The 25,202-nt window shown below is 70.0% G+C and carries 17 protein-coding genes; 11 read left to right on the top strand and 6 right to left on the bottom strand.

The features are described from left to right. Position 1 precedes the first annotated feature (1 nt). Positions 2 to 1,207, bottom strand: a complete 1,206-nt coding sequence (locus OG524_RS14320; protein WP_405390431.1) for a glycerophosphoryl diester phosphodiesterase membrane domain-containing protein — start codon at positions 1,205 to 1,207, stop codon at positions 2 to 4. A 140-nt stretch (positions 1,208 to 1,347) separates the two neighbouring features. Between OG524_RS14320 and mtnA the strand changes: the two genes are divergently transcribed. From mtnA to OG524_RS14285, 7 genes are all read left to right on the top strand, one after another. Then, complete coding sequence (gene mtnA, locus OG524_RS14315) at positions 1,348 to 2,493, top strand: S-methyl-5-thioribose-1-phosphate isomerase (RefSeq protein WP_405390432.1); 1,146 nt, start codon at positions 1,348 to 1,350, stop codon at positions 2,491 to 2,493. Between the two features lie 4 nt (positions 2,494 to 2,497). Further along, positions 2,498 to 3,187 carry a two-component system response regulator MtrA gene (gene mtrA / locus OG524_RS14310; RefSeq protein WP_187281934.1) on the top strand — a complete coding sequence of 230 codons (690 nt, stop codon included), beginning with the start codon at positions 2,498 to 2,500 and terminating at the stop codon, positions 3,185 to 3,187. Position 3,188: 1 nt separating this feature from the next. Beyond that, entirely contained in the window at positions 3,189 to 5,225 is a 2,037-nt protein-coding gene (gene mtrB, locus OG524_RS14305; protein ID WP_405390433.1) for an MtrAB system histidine kinase MtrB, read from the top strand. A 22-nt stretch (positions 5,226 to 5,247) separates the two neighbouring features. After that, complete coding sequence (locus tag OG524_RS14300; RefSeq protein ID WP_405393199.1) at positions 5,248 to 7,074, top strand: LpqB family beta-propeller domain-containing protein; 1,827 nt, start codon at positions 5,248 to 5,250, stop codon at positions 7,072 to 7,074. A 127-nt stretch (positions 7,075 to 7,201) separates the two neighbouring features. Further along, positions 7,202 to 7,921 (top strand): ComF family protein, encoded by a 720-nt coding sequence (locus OG524_RS14295; RefSeq protein WP_405390434.1) that lies wholly within the window; start codon positions 7,202 to 7,204, stop codon positions 7,919 to 7,921. A gap of 329 nt (positions 7,922 to 8,250) precedes the next feature. Beyond that, positions 8,251 to 8,940 carry a ribosome hibernation-promoting factor, HPF/YfiA family gene (gene hpf / locus OG524_RS14290; protein ID WP_405390435.1) on the top strand — a complete coding sequence of 230 codons (690 nt, stop codon included), beginning with the start codon at positions 8,251 to 8,253 and terminating at the stop codon, positions 8,938 to 8,940. A gap of 194 nt (positions 8,941 to 9,134) precedes the next feature. Next, positions 9,135 to 9,887 (top strand): response regulator, encoded by a 753-nt coding sequence (locus OG524_RS14285; protein ID WP_384501973.1) that lies wholly within the window; start codon positions 9,135 to 9,137, stop codon positions 9,885 to 9,887. A 71-nt stretch (positions 9,888 to 9,958) separates the two neighbouring features. Here the strand turns inward: OG524_RS14285 and OG524_RS14280 are convergent, their stop codons facing one another. Further along, positions 9,959 to 11,134, bottom strand: a complete 1,176-nt coding sequence (locus OG524_RS14280; RefSeq protein ID WP_405810508.1) for a winged helix-turn-helix domain-containing protein — start codon at positions 11,132 to 11,134, stop codon at positions 9,959 to 9,961. Positions 11,135 to 11,144: 10 nt separating this feature from the next. After that, positions 11,145 to 11,735: a GNAT family N-acetyltransferase gene (locus OG524_RS14275; RefSeq protein WP_405390437.1), complete on the bottom strand. Its 591-nt coding sequence runs from the start codon at positions 11,733 to 11,735 to the stop codon at positions 11,145 to 11,147. 240 nt (positions 11,736 to 11,975) lie between these two features. On the opposite strand from OG524_RS14275, the gene secA reads away from it, so the two are divergent. Further along, positions 11,976 to 14,807 carry a preprotein translocase subunit SecA gene (secA, locus tag OG524_RS14270; protein ID WP_405390438.1) on the top strand — a complete coding sequence of 944 codons (2,832 nt, stop codon included), beginning with the start codon at positions 11,976 to 11,978 and terminating at the stop codon, positions 14,805 to 14,807. 986 nt (positions 14,808 to 15,793) lie between these two features. On the opposite strand, the gene OG524_RS14265 is transcribed toward secA, so the two are convergent. Then, positions 15,794 to 16,222 carry an Rv3235 family protein gene (locus OG524_RS14265; protein WP_405390439.1) on the bottom strand — a complete coding sequence of 143 codons (429 nt, stop codon included), beginning with the start codon at positions 16,220 to 16,222 and terminating at the stop codon, positions 15,794 to 15,796. A 282-nt stretch (positions 16,223 to 16,504) separates the two neighbouring features. Here OG524_RS14265 and OG524_RS14260 point away from each other — a divergent pair, with 282 nt between their 5' ends. The 3 genes from OG524_RS14260 to OG524_RS14250 all read left to right on the top strand — a co-directional run bounded on the left by OG524_RS14260 (position 16,505) and on the right by OG524_RS14250 (position 23,281). Then, the gene (locus tag OG524_RS14260; RefSeq protein WP_405390440.1) at positions 16,505 to 17,011 is read left to right on the top strand and encodes a DUF6912 family protein; all 507 of its coding nucleotides are present in this window, start codon (positions 16,505 to 16,507) and stop codon (positions 17,009 to 17,011) included. A gap of 53 nt (positions 17,012 to 17,064) precedes the next feature. Beyond that, positions 17,065 to 17,745 (top strand): HAD family hydrolase, encoded by a 681-nt coding sequence (locus OG524_RS14255; RefSeq protein WP_405810504.1) that lies wholly within the window; start codon positions 17,065 to 17,067, stop codon positions 17,743 to 17,745. A gap of 502 nt (positions 17,746 to 18,247) precedes the next feature. Beyond that, positions 18,248 to 23,281: an NAD-glutamate dehydrogenase gene (locus OG524_RS14250; protein WP_405390442.1), complete on the top strand. Its 5,034-nt coding sequence runs from the start codon at positions 18,248 to 18,250 to the stop codon at positions 23,279 to 23,281. Positions 23,282 to 23,394: 113 nt separating this feature from the next. Here the strand turns inward: OG524_RS14250 and OG524_RS14245 are convergent, their stop codons facing one another. Beyond that, entirely contained in the window at positions 23,395 to 24,171 is a 777-nt protein-coding gene (locus OG524_RS14245; protein WP_405393200.1) for an ABC transporter ATP-binding protein, read from the bottom strand. Positions 24,172 to 24,181: 10 nt separating this feature from the next. Further along, positions 24,182 to 25,123: an ABC transporter permease gene (locus OG524_RS14240; RefSeq protein ID WP_405390443.1), complete on the bottom strand. Its 942-nt coding sequence runs from the start codon at positions 25,121 to 25,123 to the stop codon at positions 24,182 to 24,184. Between the last annotated feature and the right edge of the window lie 79 nt (positions 25,124 to 25,202).

Raw genomic sequence — 25,202 nt, 5'->3', positions numbered from 1 at the left:
ATCAGCCCCTGGGGGTGTCGTAGCCGGGCACGCCGGCGGCCTTGGCGAGGTCGAGGTCGAGCGCCTCGCGGCGGATGCGCTGGTCGACGTAGAGCAGGGCCATCACTCCCGCGGTGAAGGGGTAGGTGAGTGTCGAGACGATCACTTCGCCGATGCCCATGATGATCAGGAACGGCCAGCCGAAGTCGGTCGAGCTGCTGTTGAGGAACTCGCCGAGGCCGTCGCTGTCGGCCGTGATGGCGATGATGCCGAACGGGATGGCGATGATCAAGGTGACGACGAGGACCAGCAGGTAGGTGAGCGCCAGAATGCCGAACGTCCGCCACCAGTTGCCCTTGACCAGTTTCGCGGACCGGCGGAGCGAGGTGAGTACGGACTGGCGTTCCAGCATCAGAGCCGGTGCGGCGAGCGTGAAGCGGATCATCAGCCACAGGACGACGACGCAGGCGCCGATGAAGCCGAGGAAGACGAGTGCCAGTCCAGGGCCTCCGCCCAGGAGCAGTCCTGGCAGCAGACCCACTGCCATGATCGCCACGCTCATCAGGCTCAGCAGGAGTGTCAGCCCGAGGAGCGGGAGGAGCCGGGGGCGGGCCTCGGCCCACGCTTCGGAGAGCGTCACGGTGCGGCCCAGCACGGAACGGCTGATCACCACGGTGAGGACCGAGGTGGTGAAGAGCGTCGCGATCATCGCGAGGAGCGTGGCCGGGGCGGTGGCGATCAGTTCCGACTGCGCCGAGTCGGTGGCCTGGCGGAGGGCCTCGGTGCCGACGGCGTTCGGATCGACCGATGTCGCGTTCGGAAGGAGGTAGCGCTGCAGGAGGATGACCAGGATCTCGGTGACCACGGAGACGGTGAGGCTGATGCCGAGCACCGGGCGCCAGTGGGCGCGCATCGTGGACACGGCTCCGTCAAGGATCTCGCCGACGCCCAGTGGGCGGAGCGGGATGACTCCGGGCTTCGCCGCCATGGGCGGCCGGCCCCATCCGGGGCCTTGGGGCATGCCGCCCCAGCCCGGGGCGGGCGGGGGCGCGCCGGGGCCGTTCCCCTGAGCGCTCGGCGGGGACCACTGCCCCGGAGGTGGCTGTGCAGGGGACCACTGCCCGGCGGGGCCGTTTCCGTCGACGGGCTGGGAGGGCCTGGGGATGCCTGTCTCCTGCCCGTCGGAGGGGGCAGATCCGGGCGTAGCCCAGCCCGGAGAGTCGTTCATTGTCGCTCCTTCACGGTCCTGTCCGCTCATCGGGGCGGCAGGTTGCCAGCCATCGTGCCACGCGACGCTCCGGTGCGGGCCTGGCGTCGTATCTCCTTCTCGCCTTCATGTGCGGGCGGCTCAGCGGGCAGACTGGGCAGATGGCTGATCAGGACGCACAATCGCCGGTGGGCTTCGAGCCTCCGGCACTCTCCGTACTCCGCTGGGACGAGACACCGGAAGGTCCCGCGGTGGTGCTTCTCGACCAGACGCGGCTGCCTTCGGAAGAGGTCGAGCTGGTGTGCGCCGACGTGCCCGCCCTGGTCCGGGCGATCCGGTCGCTGGCGGTTCGTGGTGCGCCCCTGCTGGGCATCGCCGGGGGGTACGGGGTGGCTCTGGCGGCTGCCCGCGGCGACGACGTGGCGCGGGCAGCGGAGCTGCTGGAGCAGGCGCGGCCCACCGCGGTGAATCTCGGGTACGGGGCGCGGCGTGTGGCGCGGTTCTACGGGGCGGCTGTCGGGAAGGGGGCCGGTCCCGAGGCGGCCTCCAGGGCAGCGCTGGCCGAAGCCCGGAACCTGCACCGGGAGGACGCGGAAGCCAGTGGGCGCATGGCGCAGTACGGTCTGGAGCTCCTTGCGGAGCTGCTGCCCGGGGGTGCGTACCGGCTGCTGACCCACTGCAACACCGGGGCGCTCGTATCCGGTGGTGAGGGCACCGCTTTCGCGGTCGCTCTGGGGGCGCACCGGGAGGGCAGGCTGGGGCGGCTGTGGGTGGACGAGACCCGTCCGCTGCTCCAGGGAGCCCGGCTGACGGCGTACGAAGCGGCACGGCACGGGATGCCGTACAGCTTGCTCACGGACAACGCGGCGGGTTCGCTGTTTGCCGCAGGGGAGGTGGATGCCGTACTCATCGGGGCGGACCGCATAGCCGCGGACGGCTCGGTGGCCAACAAGGTGGGGAGTTATCCGTTGGCGGTGCTCGCGAAGTACCACCATGTTCCGTTCGTCGTCGTGGCACCGACCACGACGATCGACCTGGAGACTGCGGACGGCACATCCATCGTTGTCGAGCAGCGCTCCGCACGAGAAGTGACGGATATCATATCGCCGCAGATCATTTCGGCCGGCGGCGACGGGCCTCGGCCGGCCGCGGTTCCCTCGGGAGCCCAGGCGTACAACCCCGCATTCGACATCACGCCGCCCGAACTGGTCACGGCGATCGTCACGGAGGAGGGCGTCATTTCCCCGGTCACGGGGGTCGGACTGGCAGAGCTGTGCGCCAGGTCATCGCAGATAACGATTAGCTAATGGGATGATGTCGTTTATGAAGGGACGCGTCCTTGTCGTCGACGACGACACCGCACTGGCCGAGATGCTCGGCATTGTGCTGCGTGGAGAAGGTTTCGAGCCGTCGTTCGTAGCGGACGGCGACAAGGCACTGGCTGCATTTCGTGAGGCCAAGCCGGACCTGGTGCTGCTGGATCTCATGCTGCCCGGACGGGACGGCATCGAGGTCTGCAGGCTCATCAGGGCCGAGTCGGGTGTGCCGATCGTCATGCTCACTGCCAAGAGCGACACGGTCGATGTGGTGGTGGGCCTGGAATCCGGGGCCGACGACTACATCGTCAAGCCGTTCAAACCGAAGGAGTTGGTTGCCCGGATCAGGGCACGTTTGCGGAGGTCCGAGGAGCCGGCGCCGGAGCAGCTGGCGATCGGGGACCTGGTCATCGACGTGGCCGGTCACTCGGTGAAGCGGGAGGGGCAGTCCATCGCCCTGACCCCGCTGGAGTTCGACCTGCTGGTCGCTCTTGCCCGCAAGCCGTGGCAGGTCTTCACCCGTGAGGTGTTGCTTGAGCAGGTGTGGGGTTATCGCCACGCCGCCGACACCCGTCTGGTGAACGTGCATGTCCAGCGGCTTCGCTCCAAGGTCGAGAAGGACCCGGAGCGGCCGGAGATCGTCGTCACCGTCCGGGGTGTCGGCTACAAGGCCGGACCGAGCTGACATGACCCTGGGCAGCGCTGCTCCGAAACCCGGGGGGCCGGGAGTCCGTACGGAGCGGGCTGCCGGTCCGGCACGGAGGTCCTCCCGGTTCGGCCGGGTCCCGAAGGGCGGCCGGTTGTTCCATGACCGGACGCCCGGTGGTCCCGTCCTGCGATTGCTGATGCGCTGGTTCAGGCGTCCGCTGCTGCCCGCCGTGCGGTTGTGGCGGCGCAATCTGCAGTTGCGCGTCGTCGCGGGCACGCTGCTCATGTCGATCGCAGTGGTGCTGCTGTTGGGCTTCGTCGTGATCGGGCAGGTCCGCAACGGCCTGCTCGACGCGAAGGGCAAGGCTGCGCAGACGCAGGCGGCCGGCGGTTTCGCGGCTGCCCAGGTGAACGCGAACGCGCCGCTCACCCCGGGTGACCAGGGCGAGGAGGGCGTCGACGGCACGACGGCCAACACGTCCTGGCGCACCGAACTCGTCGACCAGCTCGCCAGTGGCGGCACGAACGCCTTCAACGTGGTGGCGCTCAGCGCCGACTCCGTCGAGCAGGGTGCCACCAGCCGGGCACCACGTGGTTCCGGCCGGGTCGAGGCGTCCAGCATCCCGCAGAGCCTGCGGGATGCGGTGGACAAGGGGCCGGGGGCCTTCCAGACGTACTCCCTGATCCGGTACTCGTACGGGAAGGAATCGGAGCCCGGGCTCGTCGTGGGCAAGCGGCTCTACGACGTCGACCACAATCCGTACGAGCTCTACTATCTCTTCCCGCTCTCCCAGGAGGAGAAGTCGCTGACCCTGGTCACGACGACGCTGGCCACGGCCGGTCTGTTCGTGGTCGTGCTGCTCGGGGCCATCGCCTGGTTCGTGGTACGCCAGGTCGTCACCCCGGTACGCATGGCGGCGGGGATCGCCGAGCGGCTGTCCGCGGGCCGCCTCCAGGAGCGGATGAAGGTCACCGGTGAGGACGACATCGCCCGTCTGGGTGAGGCCTTCAACAAGATGGCCCAGAACCTGCAGCTGAAGATCCAGCAGCTGGAGGAGCTCTCCCGGATGCAGCGCCGCTTCGTCTCGGACGTGAGCCACGAGCTGCGTACCCCGCTGACGACCGTGCGGATGGCCGCCGACGTCATCCACGAGGCGCGCGTCGACTTCGACCCCGTGACCGCGCGCTCCGCCGAGCTTCTGGGCGACCAGCTCGACCGCTTCGAGTCGCTCCTGTCCGACCTGCTGGAGATCAGCAGGTTCGACGCGGGCGCCGCGGCGCTGGAGGCCGAGCCGATAGACCTGCGCACGGTCGTGCGGCGGGTGATCGGCGGCGCGGAGCCGCTGGCGAAGCACAAGGGCAGCCGGATCCGGGTCGTCGGTGACGAACAGCCGGTGATAGCGGAAGCCGATGCGCGCCGTGTCGAACGGGTCCTGCGCAATCTGGTCGTCAACGCCGTCGAGCACGGCGAGGGCCGCGACGTCGTTGTGCGGATGGGCGTCGCCCAGGGTGCGGTTGCGGTGGCGGTCCGGGACTACGGCGTCGGGCTGAAGCCCGGCGAGGCGACCAGGGTCTTCAACCGCTTCTGGCGGGCCGACCCGGCACGGGCCCGCACCACCGGCGGCACCGGACTCGGACTGTCGATCGCCGTCGAGGACGCCCGGCTGCACGGAGGCTGGCTACAGGCGTGGGGTGAACCCGGTGGCGGTTCGCAGTTCCGGCTGACCCTTCCACGTACGGCGGACGAGCCGTTGCGTGGCTCGCCGATACCTCTGGAGCCGGAGGACTCGCGACGCAACCGGGAGAACCGTGAGCGGGCCGAGGCGGTTCCGGCGTCCGCGGACCACCGGCTGATGTCCGTACCGAGCCAGGCAGGGTCCACGGCACGGTCGCAGATGCCCGTGCAGGCGGGCGGACCGGCGGCACCGCGCACGGCTCCGGTGTCCGTCCACCCGGCGGCGCTGCCGGGCAACGGCGCACGGGTGGTGTCGCGTCCGGCCGGGGAGCGGTTCGGTGGGGACACCGGACCGGAGACGCAGGATTCCGAGCAGGGGGACACGACACGTGGACACTGACCGTCGGGGCCGAGGACGGGCGGTGCGGGTGACCGCGCTGCTCGGGTGCGCCGTCGTGGTTCTCGCGGGGTGCGGGGCGATGCCGGTCACCGGGGACGTCAAGGCGGTCGACGCCTCGCAGCCGGGCGATTCCCAGGTTCAGGTGTACGCCGTGCCGCCGAGGGAGGGCGCCGCGCCCCTCGAGGTCGTCGACGGTTTCCTGGAGTCGATGACGAGCGACGACCCCGACTTCGCGACGACCCGGAAGTACCTGACCGTGGAAGCGGCCCGCACCTGGAAGCCGAGCAGGGGCACCACGGTGCTCGCGAAGGCGCCCAACCGCAACGGACCCACGTTCCACGACAAGGAGCGAGGGACGACGGAGACCACGTACACGCTGACGGGCGACCAGGTCGCGACGGTCGACGCCGAGAGTTCCTACCGGCCGCTCGCGCCGACGAATTACTCCCAGTCACTGCATCTGGTGAGGGTCAAGGGGGCGGACGGCAAGCAGGAGTGGCGCATCGACATCGTGCCGGACGGCCTGGTGCTCGGGCAGTCCGACTTCAAGCGCCTCTACCGGTCCGTGAACAAGTACTACTTCGCCGCCGGGCGGCCGGACGGCGAGCCCGCACTGGTCGCGGACCCGGTCTACGTGCGGAACCGCACGGATCCCGTCACCCGGATGGACACGTCGACGCAGACGGTCAGGACGCTCCTGGAGGGGCCGTCGAACTGGTTGAGGCCGGTCGTCGAATCCGGCTTCCCCGCCGGTACGGCCCTCAAGAGCGGTGTGACGTCGTTGCCTCCGGACGACCAGAACGTCCTGAAGGTGCCGCTCAACAAGAAGGCCGACAAGGTCACGCCGGGTGTCTGCCGGATGATGGCGGCCCAGGTGCTCTTCACCCTGCGGGACCTGACCTCGGCCCGGGTGGGACAGGTCGAGCTGATGGGCGGGCAGGGCCCGCTGTGCTCGCTCAGGGCGGACGAGGCCGACGAGTTCGCCGCGGACAGCGGCTCGGACGCCCCGGACAGCCAGTACTTCGTCGACGACAAGGGCCATGTGCAGCGGCTCCCCGGCGTCGGCAAGGACAGCGCCGACCCGGAACCGGTGACCGGCCCGCTCGGTACCGGGGCGGTGGCCATGAGCGCCGTCGGTGTCGCGCGGGACGAACTCCAGGCCGCGGCGGTCTCGGCGAACCAGCAGCACCTCTACGTGTCCTCCCTGGCTTCGGAGGGCGAGCTGGGTGCCCCCGTCGTGACCAGTGGTGCCACGAAGGCCGAGGACCGGCTCTCGGCACCCAGCTGGGACGGCCGGGGCGATCTCTGGGTCGCCGACCGGAATCCTTCCGCCCCCCGGCTGCTGCGCCTGGTGGACGGTGCCGGCGAACCGCAGGAGGTCGCTGTGCCGGACCTGGACGGCGGCCGGATCGAGGCGCTGCGGATGTCGGCCGACGGGGTGCGGATCGCCCTGCGGGTGTCGAAGGACGGGCACACGACGCTGAAGATCGGCAGGGTGGAGCGCCACGGCTCCGGCGAGACCGAGAAGGTCTCCGTGGAGGACCTGCGCCAGGCCGCACCCCAGCTGGCCGACGTGACCGCTGTTTCCTGGTCCGGCCGCAGCCGCCTCGTCGTGGTCGGCAAGGAGGAGGGCGGTGTGCAGCAGGTGCGCTACGTCCAGGCGGACGGGTTCACCTCGTCCTCAGGCGTTCTGCCCGGTGTCAACCAGGTGACGGCGGTCGCTGCGGCGGACGACGAGCAGCTCCCGCTGATGGCGGACACCGAGAGCGACGGGATCGTGAAGCTGTCGCCGGGCGACAACTGGCAGACGGTCCTCAAGGAAGGCTCGTCGCTGGTCTACCCCGGCTGAGCCCGGGCCCGAGGGCAAGGCTCGGCGGGACAGGCCGAGGGACAGCCCCGGCGGTCCGTTCCGGGGCCGTCCGCGGAGGTTGTCCACAGGGGTGGCCCGGTGTCCGAGCCCCGGGCACAGTGGGGCTGTGCGGGGATGGTGGCGGGAGATCAGCGGGCTGGTGCTGCCGGTGGCCTGCGGTGGCTGCGGCAGACCGCGTACAGAGCTGTGCGGGGGGTGTGCCGCCGCGCTGGCCGAAGTGCCGCAGCGCGTCCGGCCCGCACCCGAGCCGGCCGGACTGCCGGTGGTGCACGCGGCGGCCCCGTACGAGAACGCGGTACGCGCGATGCTGCTGGCCCACAAGGAGCGAGGGGCACTCGGGCTCGCCGGTGCCCTCGGAGGGGCGCTGGCGGGCGCTGTACGGGCCGGGGCGGGGCAAGGGGGCCGTGCGGGGCCGCTGCTGCTGGTGCCCGTGCCGTCCGCGCGGCGTGCCACGGCCGCGCGGGGCCATGATCCCGCCCGCAGGATCGCGCTCGCCGCCGCCGCGGAGCTGCGGCGCGGGGGTACGCCGGCCAGGGTGCTCGCGGTGCTGCGGCAACGTCGCGCCGTGGCCGACCAGGCCGGGCTGGGAGCACGGGAGCGACAGGCGAACCTGGCGGGTGCGCTGACGGTGGCGGCCGGTGGCCTGAGGTTGCTCGACGGGGGCGGGGTGGTGCTCGTGGACGATCTGCTGACGACCGGGGCTTCGCTGGCCGAGGCGGCCAGAGCCGTGGGCGCGGCGGGGCGCGCCGGAACCGGTGCCGCAGGGGGCCTCCGGGCCGCGGTAGTCGCAGCATCTCCGACTGCTTTCGAAATAAACCGGAACTGACAGAAAACTTTCATCGTTGCAGGTGGTGAGTGGGTAAAGGGCCCTGATCGGAGGTACGCGCGAGTAGCGGGTGCCGACACGGTGGTGGGCAGGCTATGTTCGGTTGTGAGGAACGGTGAATGCCGGACCTCGACGAATGCACCACCAGGTTTCGGGCAGGTAACTCACCGATGGGCCAGAAGCATGGAAGTCGGTGGGGTGGAGACCCTGCCGGTGGGGGAGGAGGAGGTGGAAGTCACCGAGTCCGCGGCTCCGGCGATCACCGGAGCCTGGTGCAAAAGGGAGATGCTCCGCCGCTGGTGCGGAGCGATCCGGGAACGGAGTTCTGCGTGGACATCGTCGTCAAGGGCCGCAAGACCGAGGTGCCCGAGCGGTTCCGCAAGCACGTGGCCGAGAAGCTGAAGCTGGACAAGATCCAGAAGTTCGACGGCAAGGTGATCAGCCTCGACGTCGAGGTGTCCAAGGAGCTGAATCCCCGTCAGGCCGACCGTGCCGCACGGGTGGAGATCACGCTCCGCTCGCGTGGGCCGGTCATCCGGGCGGAAGCGGCGGCAGGCGACCCGTACGCAGCGCTGGACCTGGCCACGGACAAGCTGGACGCGCGACTGCGCAAGGAACACGACAAGCGCTACAGCCGCCGTGGCAACGGCCGTCTGTCCGCTGCCGAGGTGGTCGAGGTGGTGCCGGGCGCCGCTTCGTTCAACGGGGACGGCGAGCTCGTCCCCGAGGAGACGCCGTCGGCTGTGCCCACCACCAGGATCGGTTCGCTCGAAGTACAGGGCGAGGGACCCCTCGTGGTGCGCGAGAAGACACATGTCGCGGCACCGATGACGCTCGACCAGGCGCTCTACGAGATGGAGCTGGTCGGGCACGACTTCTACCTGTTCGTCGACTCCGAGACCAAGGAGCCCAGTGTCGTCTACCGGCGGCACGCCTACGACTACGGTGTCATCCACCTGAGGACCGACCCGCTGGCCTCCGACGAGGCGGGCGGCGCGGGCGGTGCGCTCGGCGGCTGACATCCAGCCACCAGTCCGAATCGGGTGCCCCTGGAAGCGCTTGTGCGCCCCCAGGGGCACCCGCGCGCGGCCGTAGGATCACCGCTTCGGCGCCCGGGCATGAAATCATGGCGGGCCAAGCCAATCGGTGCTCTGTGAACTGCCGTTGGCGGACGGCCTGAGACCTCAGGCCGCGGCCTTCAGGGGGAGGAACGATGGCGGACACCTTCGGGCCCGTGCGCAGGACGAACACTGCCGACGATGCGGCCGGTACGGACTCCGGTGCGGACGACGACAGTTCCCGCAAGGAGCCCATCCGGGTCCTTGTGGTCGACGACCACGCGCTCTTCCGCAGAGGCCTGGAGATCGTCCTCGCGCAGGAGGAGGACATCCAGGTCGTCGGTGAGGCGGGAGACGGGGCGGAGGCGGTCGACAAGGCCGCGGACCTGCTGCCCGACATCGTGCTGATGGACGTGCGGATGCCCAAGCGCGGCGGCATCGAGGCCTGCACCTCCATCAAGGAGGTGGCACCCAGCGCGAAGATCATCATGCTGACGATCAGCGACGAGGAGGCCGACCTCTACGAGGCGATCAAGGCGGGTGCCACCGGTTACCTCCTCAAGGAGATCTCCACCGACGAGGTGGCCACGGCCATTCGCGCGGTGGCGGACGGCCAGTCCCAGATCAGCCCGTCGATGGCGTCGAAACTGCTCACCGAGTTCAAGTCGATGATCCAGCGCACCGACGAACGCCGGCTCGTTCCCGCGCCGAGGCTCACCGAGCGGGAGCTCGAAGTCCTCAAGCTCGTCGCCACGGGCATGAACAACCGTGATATCGCCAAGGAATTGTTCATTTCCGAGAACACGGTGAAGAACCACGTCCGCAACATCCTGGAGAAGCTGCAGCTGCACTCCCGGATGGAAGCGGTGGTCTACGCGATGCGGGAGAAGATCCTCGAGATCAGATGACGCCTGGGCGGGACCGGACGGACGGGGTGACCCAGGGCGCGCCGCGGTGACCGTTCCGCGACGCGCGGCGCCTACGCGAGGACGCGGGCGATCTCCGCGAGGAGCGGCTCGCGCAGCTCCGGGGCGTCGACGCGCTCCAGCCGGACCTGGGTGCAGCCGACCCAGGACGCCGCTTCCACCAGCGCCTCGGCCATCGGTGTCACGGACTTCCGGTTCTGCAGGGAGACCTGGCGGGCCACCAGCGTGGTGCCTTCCCTGGCCGGGTCCACCCGGCCCTGCAGTCGGCCGCCCGCCAGCAGGGGCATGGCGAAGTAGCCGTGGATCCGCTTGGGCCGGGGCACGTACGCCTCCAGGCGGTGGACGAAGCCGAAGATCCGCTCCGTGCGCGCCCGCTCCCAGATCAGGGAGTCGAACGGTGACAGCAGCGTCGTGCGGTGCCGTCCGCGCGGCTCCGAGGCCAGTGCATCCGGGTCCACCCAGGCCGGCTTGGCCCAGCCCTCCACCGACACCGGAACCAGCCCGGAGTCCGCCACCACGGCGTCGAACTGCTCGCCCTTGAGCCGGTGGTAGTCGGCGATGTCCGCCCGGGTCCCGACCCCCAGTGACCTGCCCGCCAGGGCCACCAGCCGCCGTTGGCACTCCCTGTCGTCCAGGTCGTCGTGGAGCACGGCGTCCGGGATCGCACGCTCTGCCAGGTCGTAGACGCGCTTCCAGCTGCGGCGCTCGGTGCACACCACCTCGCCGTACATCAGGGCCCGCTCGACGGCGACCTTCGACGCCGACCAGTCCCACCACTCGCCGCCGTTCTTCGCGCCGCCGAGCTCCGTCGCCGTCAGCGGACCCTCCGTACGCAGCTGCTTGATCACCGTGTCGTAAGCCCCGTCGGGCAGATCGTGGTTCCACTGCGGACGGGCACGGTAGGCGCGGCGGCGGAACGCGAAGTGCGGCCACTCCTCGACCGGCAGGATGCACGCGGCGTGCGACCAGTACTCGAACGAACGGCCACCCGACCAGTACGCCTCGTCGACCGTGCGGCGGCCCACGGCACCCAGGCGTGCGTACGGAACGAGCTCGTGCGACCTGGCCAGGACCGAGATCGTGTCGAGCTGTACGGCCCCCAGGTGCCGCAGCACCCCGGGCACCCCGCCCCGCCGGTCCGGAACGCCCAGGAAACCCTGTGCGCGCAGGGCGATCCGGCGTGCTTGGTCGGCGGAGATTTCCAGGACGGGCGGCGGCACAGACGTCATGCAGCGAACCCTAGAGGGTGCCACTGACATCGGGGGCGGGAAGATACGGGTGCGTACCGGGCAGGCCCAGATCGGCCGGAATCAGTGCCCCGGTCCAGGTGTCGCGCCGTATCCCCTTGTTGAGCAGGGAGGACCGCTGTTCGCCCTCCATACGGAAGCCGGCACGCAGGGCGACCGCACGGGACGGTGCGTTGCCGATCTCGGCCCGCCACTCCAGGCGGTCCGCGGTGAGGGCGGTGAACGCCCAGCGGGCCGCTTCGCGCACCGCCTCCGTCGTGAAACCGCGGCCGCGGTACTCCTTCGCCGTCCAGAAGCCCACCTCGTACGTCCCGGGCAGGCTGCGTGGGTTCACACCGAGCGCCCCGACGAGCGTCCCGCCCTCCCGGAGCACCACCGCGAAGTTGTACATCGTGTCCTCCTGCCAGCCGGCGGGGGACAGCTTCTCCGTCCAGAGCTCCGCGTCGGCACGGGTGTACGGGGAGGGAATGACAGTCCAGCGCTGAATGTCCGGATCCTGGCAGGCGAGATACGCCTCCTCGGCGTCCTGCGGCCAGAAAGGGCGCAGGAGCAGGCGTTCGGTGGTGAGGGTGATCGGCTCCATGCAGGGATTCTGGTGATCCGGTGCGCGGGATGCGAGCACTTTTGGGGCTTCCCGGCACCTTCCGTACCCTCCGGCCGTTGTCCTGGAAGGGTGCGGCGAGGGCAACGCGGCAGCAGCCCTCCCGGCGCGGCGGGGTCCTCGCTTACGATGGCCGTTGCGGTGGGGCCCACCTGCCGTGCCCGCGCCAGAGTCCATAACACGACCCAGTGCCAGGCCCGACCGGCAAGGAGACCAGCCTCAGTGTCCGTCTTCAACAAGCTCATGCGTGCAGGCGAAGGCAAGATCCTGCGCAAACTGCACCGCATCGCGGACCAGGTCAGCTCCATCGAAGAGGACTTCGTCAACCTCTCCGACGCCGAGCTGCGGGCGCTCACCGACGAGTACAAGGAACGGTACGCGGACGGCGAGAGCCTGGACGACCTGCTTCCCGAAGCATTCGCGACCGTCCGTGAGGCCGCCAAGCGCGTCCTCGGACAGCGCCACTACGACGTTCAGATGATGGGCGGCGCCGCCCTCCACCTCGGCTACGTCGCCGAGATGAAGACCGGCGAGGGCAAGACCCTCGTCGGCACCCTGCCGGCGTACCTCAATGCGCTCTCCGGCAAGGGCGTGCACCTGATCACGGTGAACGACTACCTGGCCGAGCGTGACTCCGAGATGATGGGCCGGGTGCACAAGTTCCTCGGTCTCGAGGTCGGCTGCATCCTCGCCAACATGACGCCGGCGCAGCGCCGTGAGATGTACGCGTGCGACATCACGTACGGCACGAACAACGAGTTCGGGTTCGACTACCTCCGCGACAACATGGCGTGGTCGCAGGACGAGCTCGTCCAGCGCGGCCACAACTTCGCCATCGTCGACGAGGTCGACTCGATCCTCGTCGACGAGGCCCGTACGCCGCTGATCATCTCCGGTCCGGCGGACCAGGCCACCAAGTGGTACGCCGACTTCGCCAAGCTGGTCACGCGTCTCACCAGGGGTGAGGCGGGCAACCCGCTGAAGGGTATCGAGGAGACCGGCGACTACGAGGTCGACGAGAAGAAGCGGACCGTGGCCATCCACGAGCCCGGTGTCTCGAAGGTCGAGGACTGGCTCGGGATCGACAACCTCTACGAGTCGGTGAACACGCCACTCGTCGGTTACCTCAACAACGCGATCAAGGCCAAGGAACTCTTCAAGAAGGACAAGGACTACGTCGTCATCGACGGCGAAGTCATGATCGTCGACGAGCACACCGGCCGTATCCTCGCCGGCCGCCGTTACAACGAGGGCATGCACCAGGCCATCGAGGCGAAGGAAGGGGTGGACATCAAGGACGAGAACCAGACGCTCGCCACGATCACCCTGCAGAACTTCTTCCGCCTGTACGACAAGCTCTCCGGCATGACCGGTACGGCGATGACCGAGGCCGCGGAGTTCCACCAGATCTACAAGCTGGGTGTCGTCCCGATCCCGACGAACCGGCCGATGGTCCGCGCCGACCAGTCCGACCTGATCTACCGCACCGAGGTCGCGAAGTTCGCCGCGGTCGTCGACGACATCGCGGAGAAGCACGAGAAGGGGCAGCCGATCCTGGTCGGCACCACCTCGGTCGAGAAGTCCGAGTACCTCTCGCAGCAACTGTCCAAGCGCGGCGTCCAGCACGAGGTCCTCAACGCCAAGCAGCACGACCGTGAGGCGACGATCGTCGCCCAGGCCGGCCGCAAGGGCGCGGTCACGGTCGCCACGAACATGGCCGGACGAGGCACGGACATCAAGCTCGGCGGCAACCCTGACGACCTCGCCGAGGCGGAGCTGCGCCAGCGCGGCCTGGACCCGGTGGAGCACGTCGAGGAGTGGGCGGCAGCCCTGCCCGCCGCGCTGGAGAAGGCCGAGCAGGCCGTCAAGGCGGAGTTCGAAGAGGTCAAGGAGCTCGGCGGGCTCTACGTGCTGGGCACGGAGCGGCACGAGTCGCGGCGCATCGACAACCAGCTGCGTGGTCGTTCCGGCCGACAGGGTGACCCGGGCGAGTCCCGGTTCTACCTGTCGCTGGGCGACGACCTGATGCGGCTGTTCAAGGCGCAGATGGTCGAGCGCGTCATGTCGATGGCGAACGTTCCCGACGACGTACCGATCGAGAACAAGATGGTGACCCGGGCGATCGCGTCCGCGCAGTCGCAGGTGGAGCAGCAGAACTTCGAGACGCGTAAGAACGTCCTGAAGTACGACGAGGTGCTCAACCGGCAGCGCGAGGTCATCTACGGCGAGCGCCGCCGTGTCCTGGAGGGCGAGGACCTGCAGGACCAGATCCGGCACTTCACGGACGACACGATCGACGACTACATCCGCCAGGAGACGGCGGAGGGCTTCGCCGAGGAGTGGGACCTGGACCGGCTGTGGGGCGCGTTCAAGCAGCTCTACCCGGTGAAGGTCACGGTCGAGGAGCTCGAGGAGGCCGCGGGAGATCTGGCCGGGGTCACCGCCGACTTCATCGCCGAGTCGATCAAGGACGACATCCACGAGCAGTACGAGGAGCGCGAGAATTCGCTCGGCTCGGACATCATGCGCGAGCTGGAGCGGCGTGTGGTGCTGTCCGTCCTGGACCGCAAGTGGCGTGAGCACCTCTACGAGATGGACTACCTCCAGGAGGGCATCGGCCTCCGTGCCATGGCGCAGAAGGACCCGCTGGTCGAGTACCAGCGTGAGGGCTTCGACATGTTCAACGCCATGATGGAGGGCATCAAGGAGGAGTCCGTCGGCTACCTGTTCAACCTGGAGGTCCAGGTCGAGCAGCAGGTCGAGGAGGTTCCGGTGAAGGACTCCGAGGAGCGGGCCTCGCTCTCGAAGCAGGACGCCCCCGTCGCTGCGGCCACCGGGCGTCCGGAGATCCGGGCCAAGGGCCTGGACGCGCCGCAGCGTCCGGACCGGCTGCACTTCTCCGCTCCCACGGTGGACGGGGAGGGCGGCATCGTCGAGGGCGACTTCGCCAACGGTGAGGGTGACGCCGGGCGCTCCGAGGGCGACGGTATGACGCGTGCGGAGCGCCGCAAGGCGCAGAAGAGCGGTGGCGGCGGGCGTCGCCGCAAGAAGTGACGCGAGTCGCGACGCCGACGGCCCGGGCCGGAACACCGCACGGTGTTCCGGCCCGGGCCGTGTCCATGCGGCCCGCGGGGGTCCGGCGGGTGCCTGGCGGGGGCCCAGGGAGTCTTCTGCGGCCCTCTGAGGCCCTCCGGGCGCCTACGAGGTGCCTTTGTGTGTCGTCAGGCGGTCGAGGCGACTGACGGGGCCTGCTGCGCCTCCGGCGGCCTGCGGGTGCCGCCGGAGGCGCAGCAGGGCCGCCACGCGTGCCCCCTGCTGTGACCCTCCGGAGCAGCAGGAGCCTTCAGCCTGGAGTGGACGCGGCTGGGCCTTGGGCGGAGGGCTGCGGGTGCCGTGCCAGGTTGCCGTGTCGCGCCATGCACCGCTGTGACCCTCCGGAGCCGCAGCAACCTCCCCCGCGAGGAGAGGCCGCTGCTGCACCCCGGGCGGCCTGCGGTGCCCTGCCGGGTTTGCTGTGACGCGGCTGCTCCTCCGGTGTGGCCGCGTCCGCCGCCAGGAGAGGCCGCCGCTGTGCCCCGGGCAGCCTGCGAGCGCATGCGGGCTGATGCCGTGGCTTGTCGGGCTGCCGTGCCTGGCCTGCCTCTCCGGAGGGAAGCGGCAGCCCTCTGTTCGGGGAAGCGAGAGGCCGCTGCTGCCCCGGCCGGCCGGGCCTCCCCCTGGAGGGGCGCAGCGGCGTCGTCCCCCGGCCCGGAGAGGCGAGAGGCCGCCGCCGCACCCCCTGCGGGTGCCCTCCCGGGCCCGCCGTGTCGCCGCTGCGCCCCTCTGGAGCACGGCAGGGTCCCTTCGGCCGGACTGGCCGCTGCCGGCCTCCGGGCGGCCTGTGGTGGCCTGCCAGGGCCGTGTCGGGGTCTGCCCCTCCGGAGGGGCAGACCCCTACAGGCCGCCGCGATGTCCCGGATGGTCTGGCGGCCTGCCGTGCCCCATCAGCGCGCGGCAGCGTGACGAGCCCCGGGCGGGGCGCCTCCGGGGCGGTGGGGCCGCTATCTCACGGCTGGGAGGCGTTCGCCGCCCAGGTCCACCGCGGCGCAGCGCCAGCGGAGGTCGGGGCCCTGTTCCAGGCGGAAGGCCATCGCCCTGACCTGCTCACCCGTCGCGATGCTGGCGAAGGCCTCGACCACCCCGGTAGCCGGCTGGGTGCCGTGGCAGGCGCGTACGACCGGGCGCCTGCAGCCCGCTCCGAGCGGGGCGTCCGGGGCGAGCTCGGCCAGCTGGTCGTAGGCCTCGCCGATGGTGTGGCCGAGCATCCAGTGCACCGGGCGCTGGCCGCTGAGGACCGCGAGCAGGCGTTCCGCGAACCACTGGTGCGGGCGCAGCGGCCGTCGGGGCCGTTGCGGCGTCCGCTGCGGCGGTACGGTGCCCGGCCTGCTCCGGTCGCGTCGTCCGGCCGGCCTCGTCCTGTCCGTGCTCATGTTCATAGCCCCCGTGGCTGCTGTGCGGAGCCCGGGCGAGTACCGGGCGGTAACTTCTTGCTGAGGATCTTCTACGGGGACGGCCGGTGGCCCCGCAAGCGGCGGACGGGCCCGGGCGGGCGCCGCAAGAGTTCACCTATCCGGGTGGCGGGCCATGTGCCGTAAGGGGACCGGCGGGGGTGACGGGCGTCGCGCGGTGGACGGCTGGGGGTGACTCGTGAGCCCCGATGGGGGACGTCCCACGTATCCTGATGACGTCATCGACTACGAAAGCGGTCAGCCATGCGTGTGTACGTCCCCCTGACCCTCTCCGGTCTTGCCGCGGCGCACCGGGCGGGCGAACTGGGCCCCGGGCCGCTGACCGCCTACGCGGTGACACCCGGACTGCGCGAGTGGTACGTCTCCGACGACATCGAGGAGCTGGAGTACGCGGCCCTCAACCGGTCCGCCTCCGCCTCGCTGCGGATGATCGCCGGGAAGCCGGACGAGCCCCGGCGCCGGGTCGTCGTCGCCCTCGACGTACCGGACGGGGCCGCCGTCGCCGATCCGGACCACGTCCTGGACGCCTCGTCGCTCGGTGAGGTGCGGATCGCGGACGCCGTGCCGCTGTCGAAGGCCGCCGCCGTGCACGTCGACGCCGACGACGCCGAGAAGGATGTCACCGCTGCTGCCGCGGCGCTGGGGGCGGCTGATCTCGGGGACGACGACGCGCAGTTCACCGTGGACGGCGCGGAGGACCACGAGCTCCTGTGGTTCGGGGTCCAGGAGATCCCCGGTCTGATCGGCTGAGTCCGGTCGGCCGAGCCGGGCCGGGTGTCGTACCCGGCGAGTATTTTCTACGTATGGCGACACCGGGGAAGCACCGCACTCATCTGGTCTGGGACTGGAACGGCACACTGCTCGACGACATCCACGCGGTCGTCGGGGCGACGAACGCCGCGTTCGCGGAGGTCGATCTGGCGCCGATCAGCATGGAGCAGTACCGCGAGATGTACTGCGTCCCGATCCCCAAGTTCTACGAGCGCCTCCTCGGCAGGCTGCCCACCGAAGCCGAGTGGGAGCGGATGGACGGCATCTTCCACCGTCACTACACCGAGCAGCGGGCCGCCTGCGGACTGACGCAGGGCGTCGAGGAGTTGCTGGCGCAGTGGGGACTGGCGGGCCACAGCCAGTCGCTGCTCAGCATGTACGGACACGAGCACCTGGTTCCCGTGGTGCGCGGCTACGGCATCGAGCGTCATTTCGTACGGGTGGACGGGCGCACCGGCCCGAGCGGTGGCAGCAAGGCCCAGCACATGGAGCGGCACTTCCGCGCGCTGGAGGGGGTGGAGGGGATAGCCCCGGAACGCGCCGTGGTCATCGGGGATGCCGTGGACGACGCCGTCGCCGCCGCGCATGTCGGGGCGCGCGCGGTGCTCTACACCGGCGGTTCGCACAGCCGCGGCAGCCTGGAGGCGGCAGGGGTGCCCGTGGTCGACACCCTGGCGGAGGCCGTCGCCCTGGCTGAGCGGCTGACCGGCTGACCGGCCGACCGGACCCGGCGGACACACGTGCGGGCGGACAGGCGGGCGGCGGGCCGGTGCCGGACAAGGGCGCAGGTCCGGTCCGGCAGGGCGACGCCGACCGGAGGCGCCGGGCCGGAGCGAGTGGCCGGTACGTGTCGAAGCGGTCGGCCCGTACGCGCCGAAGCGGTCGCGCGCGATGTCCAAAGTGTCAAAGATCAGGGTCTTCTTTTGTACATATGCGGCTCATGACGGTTGTGGGTGCGAGAGGGATAGCCTGGTCCCGTGATCAGCGCGATACGCCTCGGGGGCAGCGAAGCCCCCGGCCTGCGCCCGGAGTGCCACAGCACCCGGGCGATCCGCGATCTCCACCTCCCGGGCCGTCCGCCGAAAATGGCCAATATGGTCCCGGGTATCTCCCATGGCGGCATAGCGTCGACCGAGACCGGAAACCCCGCGTCGTGGCGGTGCGTCGTCTTTTACACCTACGTCACGCAACGGCGCGCGACAGGAGCCAGAGGACATGCAGACCAAGCTGGACGAAGCCAAGGCCGAGCTGCTCGCACGGGCGGCCCGGGTAGCTGACAACAGTCCGGGCGGTGGTGTCGGTGGCCCGGGAGGTACCCCCCGGGTGCGCCTCGCCGAAGCCGGTGCCGAAGCCGGTGACGAGGCCGGCACCGGGGCCGACCAGGGCGCGCGTTCCGGCCGGGACACGCTGCTCGCCTACCTCCAGCGCTACTACCTGCACACCGCTCCGGAGGACGTCACCGACCGGGACCCGGTCGACATCTTCGGCGCGGCTTCCTCCCACTACCGGCTCGCCGAGAACCGCCCGCAGGGCACCGCGAACGTCCGGGTGCACACCCCGACCGTCGAGGAGAACGGCTGGACGAGCAGCCACTCCGTCGTCGAGGTCGTCACCGACGACATGCCGTTCCTCGTCGACTCGGTGACCAACGAGCTGTCCCGGCAGGGCCGTGGCATCCACCTCGTGATCCACCCGCAGGTCATCGTCCGCCGCGACGTCACCGGCAAGCTGATCGAGGTCCTCGCCGACACGGGCAGGGTCAACGGGCCGAAGCGCGGCAAGGGCCGCAAGGAGGTCCGGGCCGAGCTGCCGCACGACGCCCTGGTCGAGTCGTGGATCCACGTCGAGATCGACCGGGAGACCGACCGCGCGGACCTGAAGCAGATCACCGCCGATCTGCTCCGCGTCCTGTCCGACGTACGGGAGACCGTCGAGGACTGGGACAAGATGCGCGACGCCGCCCTGCGGATCGCCGACGACCTGCCCGCCGAGCCCCTCGACGACCTCGGCGACGACGAGGTCGAGGAGGCCCGTGAGCTGCTGCGCTGGCTCGCCGCCGACCACTTCACCTTCCTCGGCTACCGCGAGTACGAGCTCCGGGAGACCGACGCGCTGACGGCCGTCCCCGGCACCGGTCTCGGCATCCTGCGCTCCGACCCGCAGCACAGCGAGGACGAGGCCCACCCGGTGAGCCCCTCCTTCGACCGGCTGCCCGCCGACGCCCGCGCCAAGGCGCGTGAGCACAAGCTGCTCGTCCTGACGAAGGCGAACAGCCGGGCGACGGTGCACCGCCCCAGCTACCTCGACTACGTCGGGGTGAAGAAGTTCGACGCCGACGGCAACGTCATCGGTGAGCGGCGCTTCCTCGGCCTGTTCTCCTCCGCCGCGTACACCGAGTCCGTACGCCGGGTGCCCGTCGTGCGCCGCAAGGTCGCCGAGGTCCTGGAGGGCGCGGGCTTCACGCCCCACAGCCACGACGGCCGCGACCTGCTGCAGATCCTGGAGACGTACCCGCGCGACGAGCTCTTCCAGACGCCCGTCGACCAGCTGCGCTCCATCGTCACCTCCGTGCTGTACCTCCAGGAGCGCCGCCGGCTGCGGCTGTATCTGCGCCAGGACGAGTACGGGCGCTACTACTCCGCCCTCGTCTACCTGCCGCGTGACCGCTACACCACCGGTGTGCGGCTCCGGCTGATCGACATCCTCAAGGAGGAACTGGGCGGCACCAGCGTCGACTTCACCGCCTGGAACACGGAGTCGATCCTCTCCCGGCTGCACTTCGTCGTCCGGGTCCCGCAGGGCACCGAGCTGCCGCACCTCACCGACGCGGACGCGGACCGCATCGAGGCCCGTCTGGTCGAGGCCGCCCGGTCCTGGTCCGACGGCTTCCAGGAGGCGCTCAACGCGGAGCTGGGCGAGGAGCGCGCCGCCGAGCTGATGCGCCGCTACGGGCACTCCTTCCCGGAGGGCTACAAGGCCGACCACTCGCCGCGCGCCGCCGTGGCCGACCTGGTCCACCTGGAAGCGCTCAAGAGCGAGAAGAAGGACTTCGCCCTCAGCCTGTACGAGCCTGTCGGGGCGGGCCCCGGCGAGCGCCGCTTCAAGATCTACCGGACCGGTGAGCAGGTCTCCCTCTCCGCCGTCCTGCCCGCCCTCCAGCGGCTCGGCGTCGAGGTCGTCGACGAACGTCCGTACGAGCTGCGCTGCGCCGACCGTACGCACGCCTGGATCTACGACTTCGGGCTGCGCATGCCGAAGGCCGCGGGCAACGGCGACCACCTCGCCGACGGTGCCCGTGAGCGGTTCCAGGAGGCGTTCGCCGCCGTCTGGACCGGCCAGGCGGAGAACGACGGCTTCAACGCCCTGGTGCTGGGCGCCGGTCTCGACTGGCGCCAGGCGGTGGTGCTGCGCGCCTACGCGAAGTACCTGCGCCAGGCGGGTTCGACCTTCAGCCAGGACTACATGGAGGACACCCTCCGCAACAACGTCCACACCACCCGGCTGCTGATCTCCCTCTTCGAGGCCCGGATGTCGCCGAGCCGGCAGAAGGCCGGCACGGAGCTGACCGACGGGCTGCTGGAGGAGCTGGACGGGGCCCTGGACCAGGTCGCCTCGCTCGACGAGGACAGGATCCTGCGGTCCTTCCTCACCGTCATCAAGGCCACGCTGCGGACCAACTTCTTCCAGTTGGCCGACGACGGCGAGCCGCACGGCTACGTGTCGATGAAGTTCGACCCGCAGGCCATCCCGGATCTCCCCGCGCCCCGCCCGGCGTTCGAGATCTGGGTGTACTCGCCGCGTGTCGAGGGTGTCCACCTGCGCTTCGGCAAGGTCGCCCGTGGCGGTCTGCGCTGGTCGGACCGGCGGGAGGACTTCCGTACGGAGATTCTCGGCCTGGTCAAGGCGCAGATGGTCAAGAACACCGTGATCGTGCCGGTCGGCGCCAAGGGCGGCTTCGTCGCCAAGCAGCTCCCGGATCCGGCCGTCGACCGTGACGCCTGGATGGCGGAGGGCATCGCCTCCTACCGGACGTTCATCTCGGCGCTGCTCGACATCACCGACAACATGGTGATGGGCGAGGTCGTGGCGCCCGCCGACGTTGTGCGTCACGACGAGGACGACACCTACCTCGTCGTCGCCGCCGACAAGGGCACCGCGAAGTTCTCCGACATCGCCAACGACGTCGCCGTCGCGTACGGCTTCTGGCTGGGGGACGCCTTCGCCTCCGGCGGTTCCGCCGGTTACGACCACAAGGGCATGGGCATCACCGCCCGCGGTGCCTGGGAGTCCGTCAAGCGGCACTTCCGCGAGCTGGGCCACGACACGCAGACCGAGGACTTCACCGTCGTCGGCGTCGGCGACATGTCCGGTGACGTGTTCGGGAACGGCATGCTGCTCTCCGAGCACATCCGGCTCGTCGCGGCCTTCGACCACCGGCACATCATCATCGACCCGACCCCGGACGCCGCCACCTCGTACGCGGAGCGGCGCCGGCTGTTCGACCTGCCGCGCAGTTCCTGGGCCGACTACGACAAGAACCTGCTCTCGGCGGGCGGCGGGATCCACCCGCGTACCGCCAAGTCGATCCCGATCAACGCGCACATCCGCGAGGCGCTCGGCATCGATTCCAAGGTCACCAAGATGACGCCCGCCGAGCTGATGCAGAACATCCTCAAGGCGTCGGTCGACCTCGTGTGGAACGGGGGCATCGGCACGTACATCAAGTCGTCCGCCGAGTCGAACGCCGATGTCGGGGACAAGGCCAACGACTCGATCCGGGTCAACGGCGAGGACCTGCGGGCCAGGGTCGTAGGCGAGGGCGGCAACCTCGGGGCCACCCAGCTCGGCCGCATCGAGTTCGCCCGGTCCGGCGGCCGGATCAACACCGATGCGATCGACAACAGCGCCGGTGTGGACACCTCCGACCACGAGGTGAACATCAAGATCCTGCTCAACGGACTCGTCCGGGACGGTGACATGACCGTCAAGCAGCGCAACAAGGTGCTCGCCGAGATGACCGACGAGGTCGGACAGCTCGTGCTGCGCAACAACTACGCGCAGAACGTCGCACTGTCCAACGCCTGCGCCCAGGCTCCGTCGCTGCTCCACGCCCACCAGCGGTTCATGCGCAGGCTCGGCCGCGACGGGCATCTGGACCGGGCGCTGGAGTTCCTGCCGAACGACCGGCAGATCCGCGAACTGCTGAACCACGGCAAGGGGCTGAGCCAGCCCGAGCTGGCCGTGCTGATCGCGTACACCAAGATCACGGCGGCCGACGAGCTGATCTCCACGAGCCTGCCGGACGACGCGCATCTGCAGAAGCTGGTGCACGCCTACTTCCCGAAGCAGCTCCGCGAGCGCTTCCCCGAGGCGGTCGACGGGCACGCCCTGCGCCGCGAGATCATCACGACGGTGCTGGTCAACGACACGGTGAACACGGGTGGTTCGACCTTCCTGCACCGGCTGCGGGAAGAGACGGGGGCCTCGCTGGAGGAGATCGTGCGGGCGCAGTTCGCCGCCCGTGAGATCTTCGGCCTCTCCGGGGTGTGGGACGCCGTGGAGGCGCTCGACAACCAGGTGGCCGCCGATGTGCAGACCCGGATCCGACTGCACTCACGCCGGCTCGTCGAGCGTGGTTCGCGCTGGCTGCTCGGCAACCGGCCGCAGCCCGTCCAGATCGCGCAGACCGTCGAGTTCTTCCGCGACGGTGTCGAGCGGGTGTGCAACGAGCTGCCCAAGCTGCTCATGGGCGCCGACCTGGAGTGGTACGGGGGGATCCTCGACGAGCTCACCGCGGTGGGCGTGCCCGAGGAGCTTGCGGTGCGGGTGGCCGGATTCTCCTCGGCCTTCCCGGCGCTGGACATCGTCGCGATCGCGGACCGTACGGGCAAGGACGCCCTGTCCGTCGCGGAGGTCTACTACGACCTCGGCAACCGGCTGGGCATCACCCAGCTGATGGACCGGATCATCGAGCTGCCGCGGGCCGACCGCTGGCAGTCCATGGCCCGCGCATCCATCCGCGAGGACCTGTACGCGGCGCACTCCGCGCTGACGGCGGACGTGCTGGCCGTCGGCAACGGGACGTCCACCCCCGAGCAGCGGTTCAAGGCCTGGGAGGAGAAGAACGCGGCGATCCTGACGCGGTCGCGCTCCACCCTGGAGGAGATCCAGAGCTCGGAGGCCTTCGACCTGGCGAACCTGTCGGTGGCCATGCGGACCATGCGGACGCTGCTGCGTACGCACGCGTGACCGGGAGCGGCTGACGCAGCCGCGACGGCTCCGGCCGCCGGACGGGCCCCGCAGGCCCGTCCGGCGGCCGTGTCATTTCCCGGGCCCGCCAAGCCCTGCGGTCCCGGCGCGTGTCACTTCTTGCGGGACTTCGCGGGCGTCGTGAACTTCTCGTACGCGGCCACGACGTCCTCGGCCGGGCCGTCCATCCGCAGGGTGCCCGCCTCCAGCCACAGCGCCCGGTCACAGGTCTCGGTGATCGACCGGTTGCTGTGGCTGACCAGGAACACCGTCCCGGCCTCCTTACGGAGCTCCCTGATCCGCTCCTTGCTGCGCCGCTGGAACTTCGCGTCGCCCGTGGACAGCGCCTCGTCGATCAGCAGGACGTCGTGGCTCTTGGCCGCCGCGATGGAGAAGCGGAGCCTGGCCCCCATGCCGGAGGAGTACGTGCGCATCGGCAGGGTGATGAAGTCGCCCTTCTCGTTGATGCCGGAGAAGTCGACGATGTCCTGGTAGCGCTCACGGATCTGTTCCCGGGTCATGCCCATGGCCAGACCGCCGAGTACGACGTTGCGCTCCCCGGTCAGGTCGCTCATCAGGGCGGCGTTCACGCCGAGGAGCGACGGCTGGCCCTGGGTGTGCACCCGGCCCCGCGAGGGGGGCAGCAGGCCCGCGATCGCCTTGAGGAGCGTCGACTTCCCGGATCCGTTGGAGCCGATCAGGCCGATGGCCTCGCCCTTGTACGCGGCGAAGCTGACGCCCTTCACGGCGTGCACCTGGCGTGCGCCGCGCGGCTGCCCGCGCGACACGATCCGGTTCAGGGCGGAGGTGGCGCTGCCCTTCCCGGTTCGGGCGCCGTTGACGGTGTAGGTGATGTGCACGTCGTCGACGACGACGGTGGGCACACGCATGTCGGGGGTGTCAGCCACGTCCGTACCGCTCCTCGGCCTTCCAGAAGTACACGAAGCCGCCGATCCCGCAGACGAGCGCCCAGCCCGTCGCGACGGCCCATACGTGCGGGGGCAGCTGCGCCCCGGTGAAGCTGTCGATCAGCGCGTACCGCATCAGGTCGATGTAGACGGCGGCCGGATTGCACTCCAGCGCCAGCAGGACCCACTGCGGGACCCGGTCGCCCGTGAGCAGTGTGTCGAGGCTCCACATCACACCCGAGGCGTACATCCACGTCCGCAGCACGAACGGCATGAGCTGGGCGATGTCGGGGGTCTTCGAGGCCAGCCGGGCCATGACCATGGAGACCCCGGTGTTGAACAGGGCCTGCAGGGCGAGAGCCGGGATCGCGAGCAGCCAGGACGGCCGCGGGTACTGGCCGAAGACGAGCAGGATCATGAAGAGCGCGCCCAGCGAGAACATCAGCTGCTGGAGCTGCTGGAGGGCAAGCGCGATCGGCAGCGACGCGCGCGGGAAGTGCAGGGCGCGCACGAGCCCGGTGTTGCCGCTGATCGCCCGGGTCCCGGCGTTGATCGAGCTGGCGGTGAAGGTCCAGATGAAGACACCGGTGACGAGGAAGGGCACGTAGTCGGGGACTCCGTGCTTGGTGTTCATCAGGACGCCGAAGATGAAGTAGTAGACCGTCGCGTTCAGCAGCGGGGTCATGATCTGCCAGATCTGGCCCAGCTTCGCCTGGCTGTACTGCGCGGTCAGCTTGGCGGTGGCGAACGCCGTGATGAAGTGCCTGCGCCCCCAGAGCTGCCGGACGTACTCCCCGAGCGTGGGCCGGGCCCCGCTGACGGTCAGCCCGTGCCGGGCGGCGAGAGCGGCCAGCTCGCCCGGTTCGTACACGGGGAGGAGGGCGGGAGAGGCGGGGTCCACCGGGGCCGGCGGTGCTGCTGTCTGGCTCACCACGATCGCTTTCGACGGGGGCAGAAGGAACGGGGCGTACGGAATCGGACCGATGGGACGGCACCGTATCGTCGCAACGCTG

The sequence above is a fragment of the Streptomyces sp. NBC_01520 genome (assembly GCF_045040375.1).
In the GTDB taxonomy this organism is placed as follows: Bacteria; Actinomycetota; Actinomycetes; order Streptomycetales; family Streptomycetaceae; genus Streptomyces.
The sequence above is the reverse complement of the archived record's forward strand: the minus strand, read 5'-3'. Positions and strand labels throughout refer to the sequence as shown.

Coding starts and splice junctions, on each gene's coding strand:
- OG524_RS14320 (WP_405390431.1), bottom strand. CDS start 1,207: ATGAACGACTCTCCGGGCTGGGCTACGCCCGGATCTGCCCCCTCCGAC.
- mtnA (WP_405390432.1), top strand. CDS start 1,348: ATGGCTGATCAGGACGCACAATCGCCGGTGGGCTTCGAGCCTCCGGCA.
- mtrA (WP_187281934.1), top strand. CDS start 2,498: ATGATGTCGTTTATGAAGGGACGCGTCCTTGTCGTCGACGACGACACC.
- mtrB (WP_405390433.1), top strand. CDS start 3,189: ATGACCCTGGGCAGCGCTGCTCCGAAACCCGGGGGGCCGGGAGTCCGT.
- OG524_RS14285 (WP_384501973.1), top strand. CDS start 9,135: ATGGCGGACACCTTCGGGCCCGTGCGCAGGACGAACACTGCCGACGAT.
- OG524_RS14280 (WP_405810508.1), bottom strand. CDS start 11,134: ATGACGTCTGTGCCGCCGCCCGTCCTGGAAATCTCCGCCGACCAAGCA.
- OG524_RS14275 (WP_405390437.1), bottom strand. CDS start 11,735: ATGGAGCCGATCACCCTCACCACCGAACGCCTGCTCCTGCGCCCTTTC.
- OG524_RS14265 (WP_405390439.1), bottom strand. CDS start 16,222: ATGAGCACGGACAGGACGAGGCCGGCCGGACGACGCGACCGGAGCAGG.
- OG524_RS14260 (WP_405390440.1), top strand. CDS start 16,505: ATGCGTGTGTACGTCCCCCTGACCCTCTCCGGTCTTGCCGCGGCGCAC.
- OG524_RS14255 (WP_405810504.1), top strand. CDS start 17,065: ATGGCGACACCGGGGAAGCACCGCACTCATCTGGTCTGGGACTGGAAC.
- OG524_RS14250 (WP_405390442.1), top strand. CDS start 18,248: ATGCAGACCAAGCTGGACGAAGCCAAGGCCGAGCTGCTCGCACGGGCG.
- OG524_RS14245 (WP_405393200.1), bottom strand. CDS start 24,171: ATGCGTGTGCCCACCGTCGTCGTCGACGACGTGCACATCACCTACACC.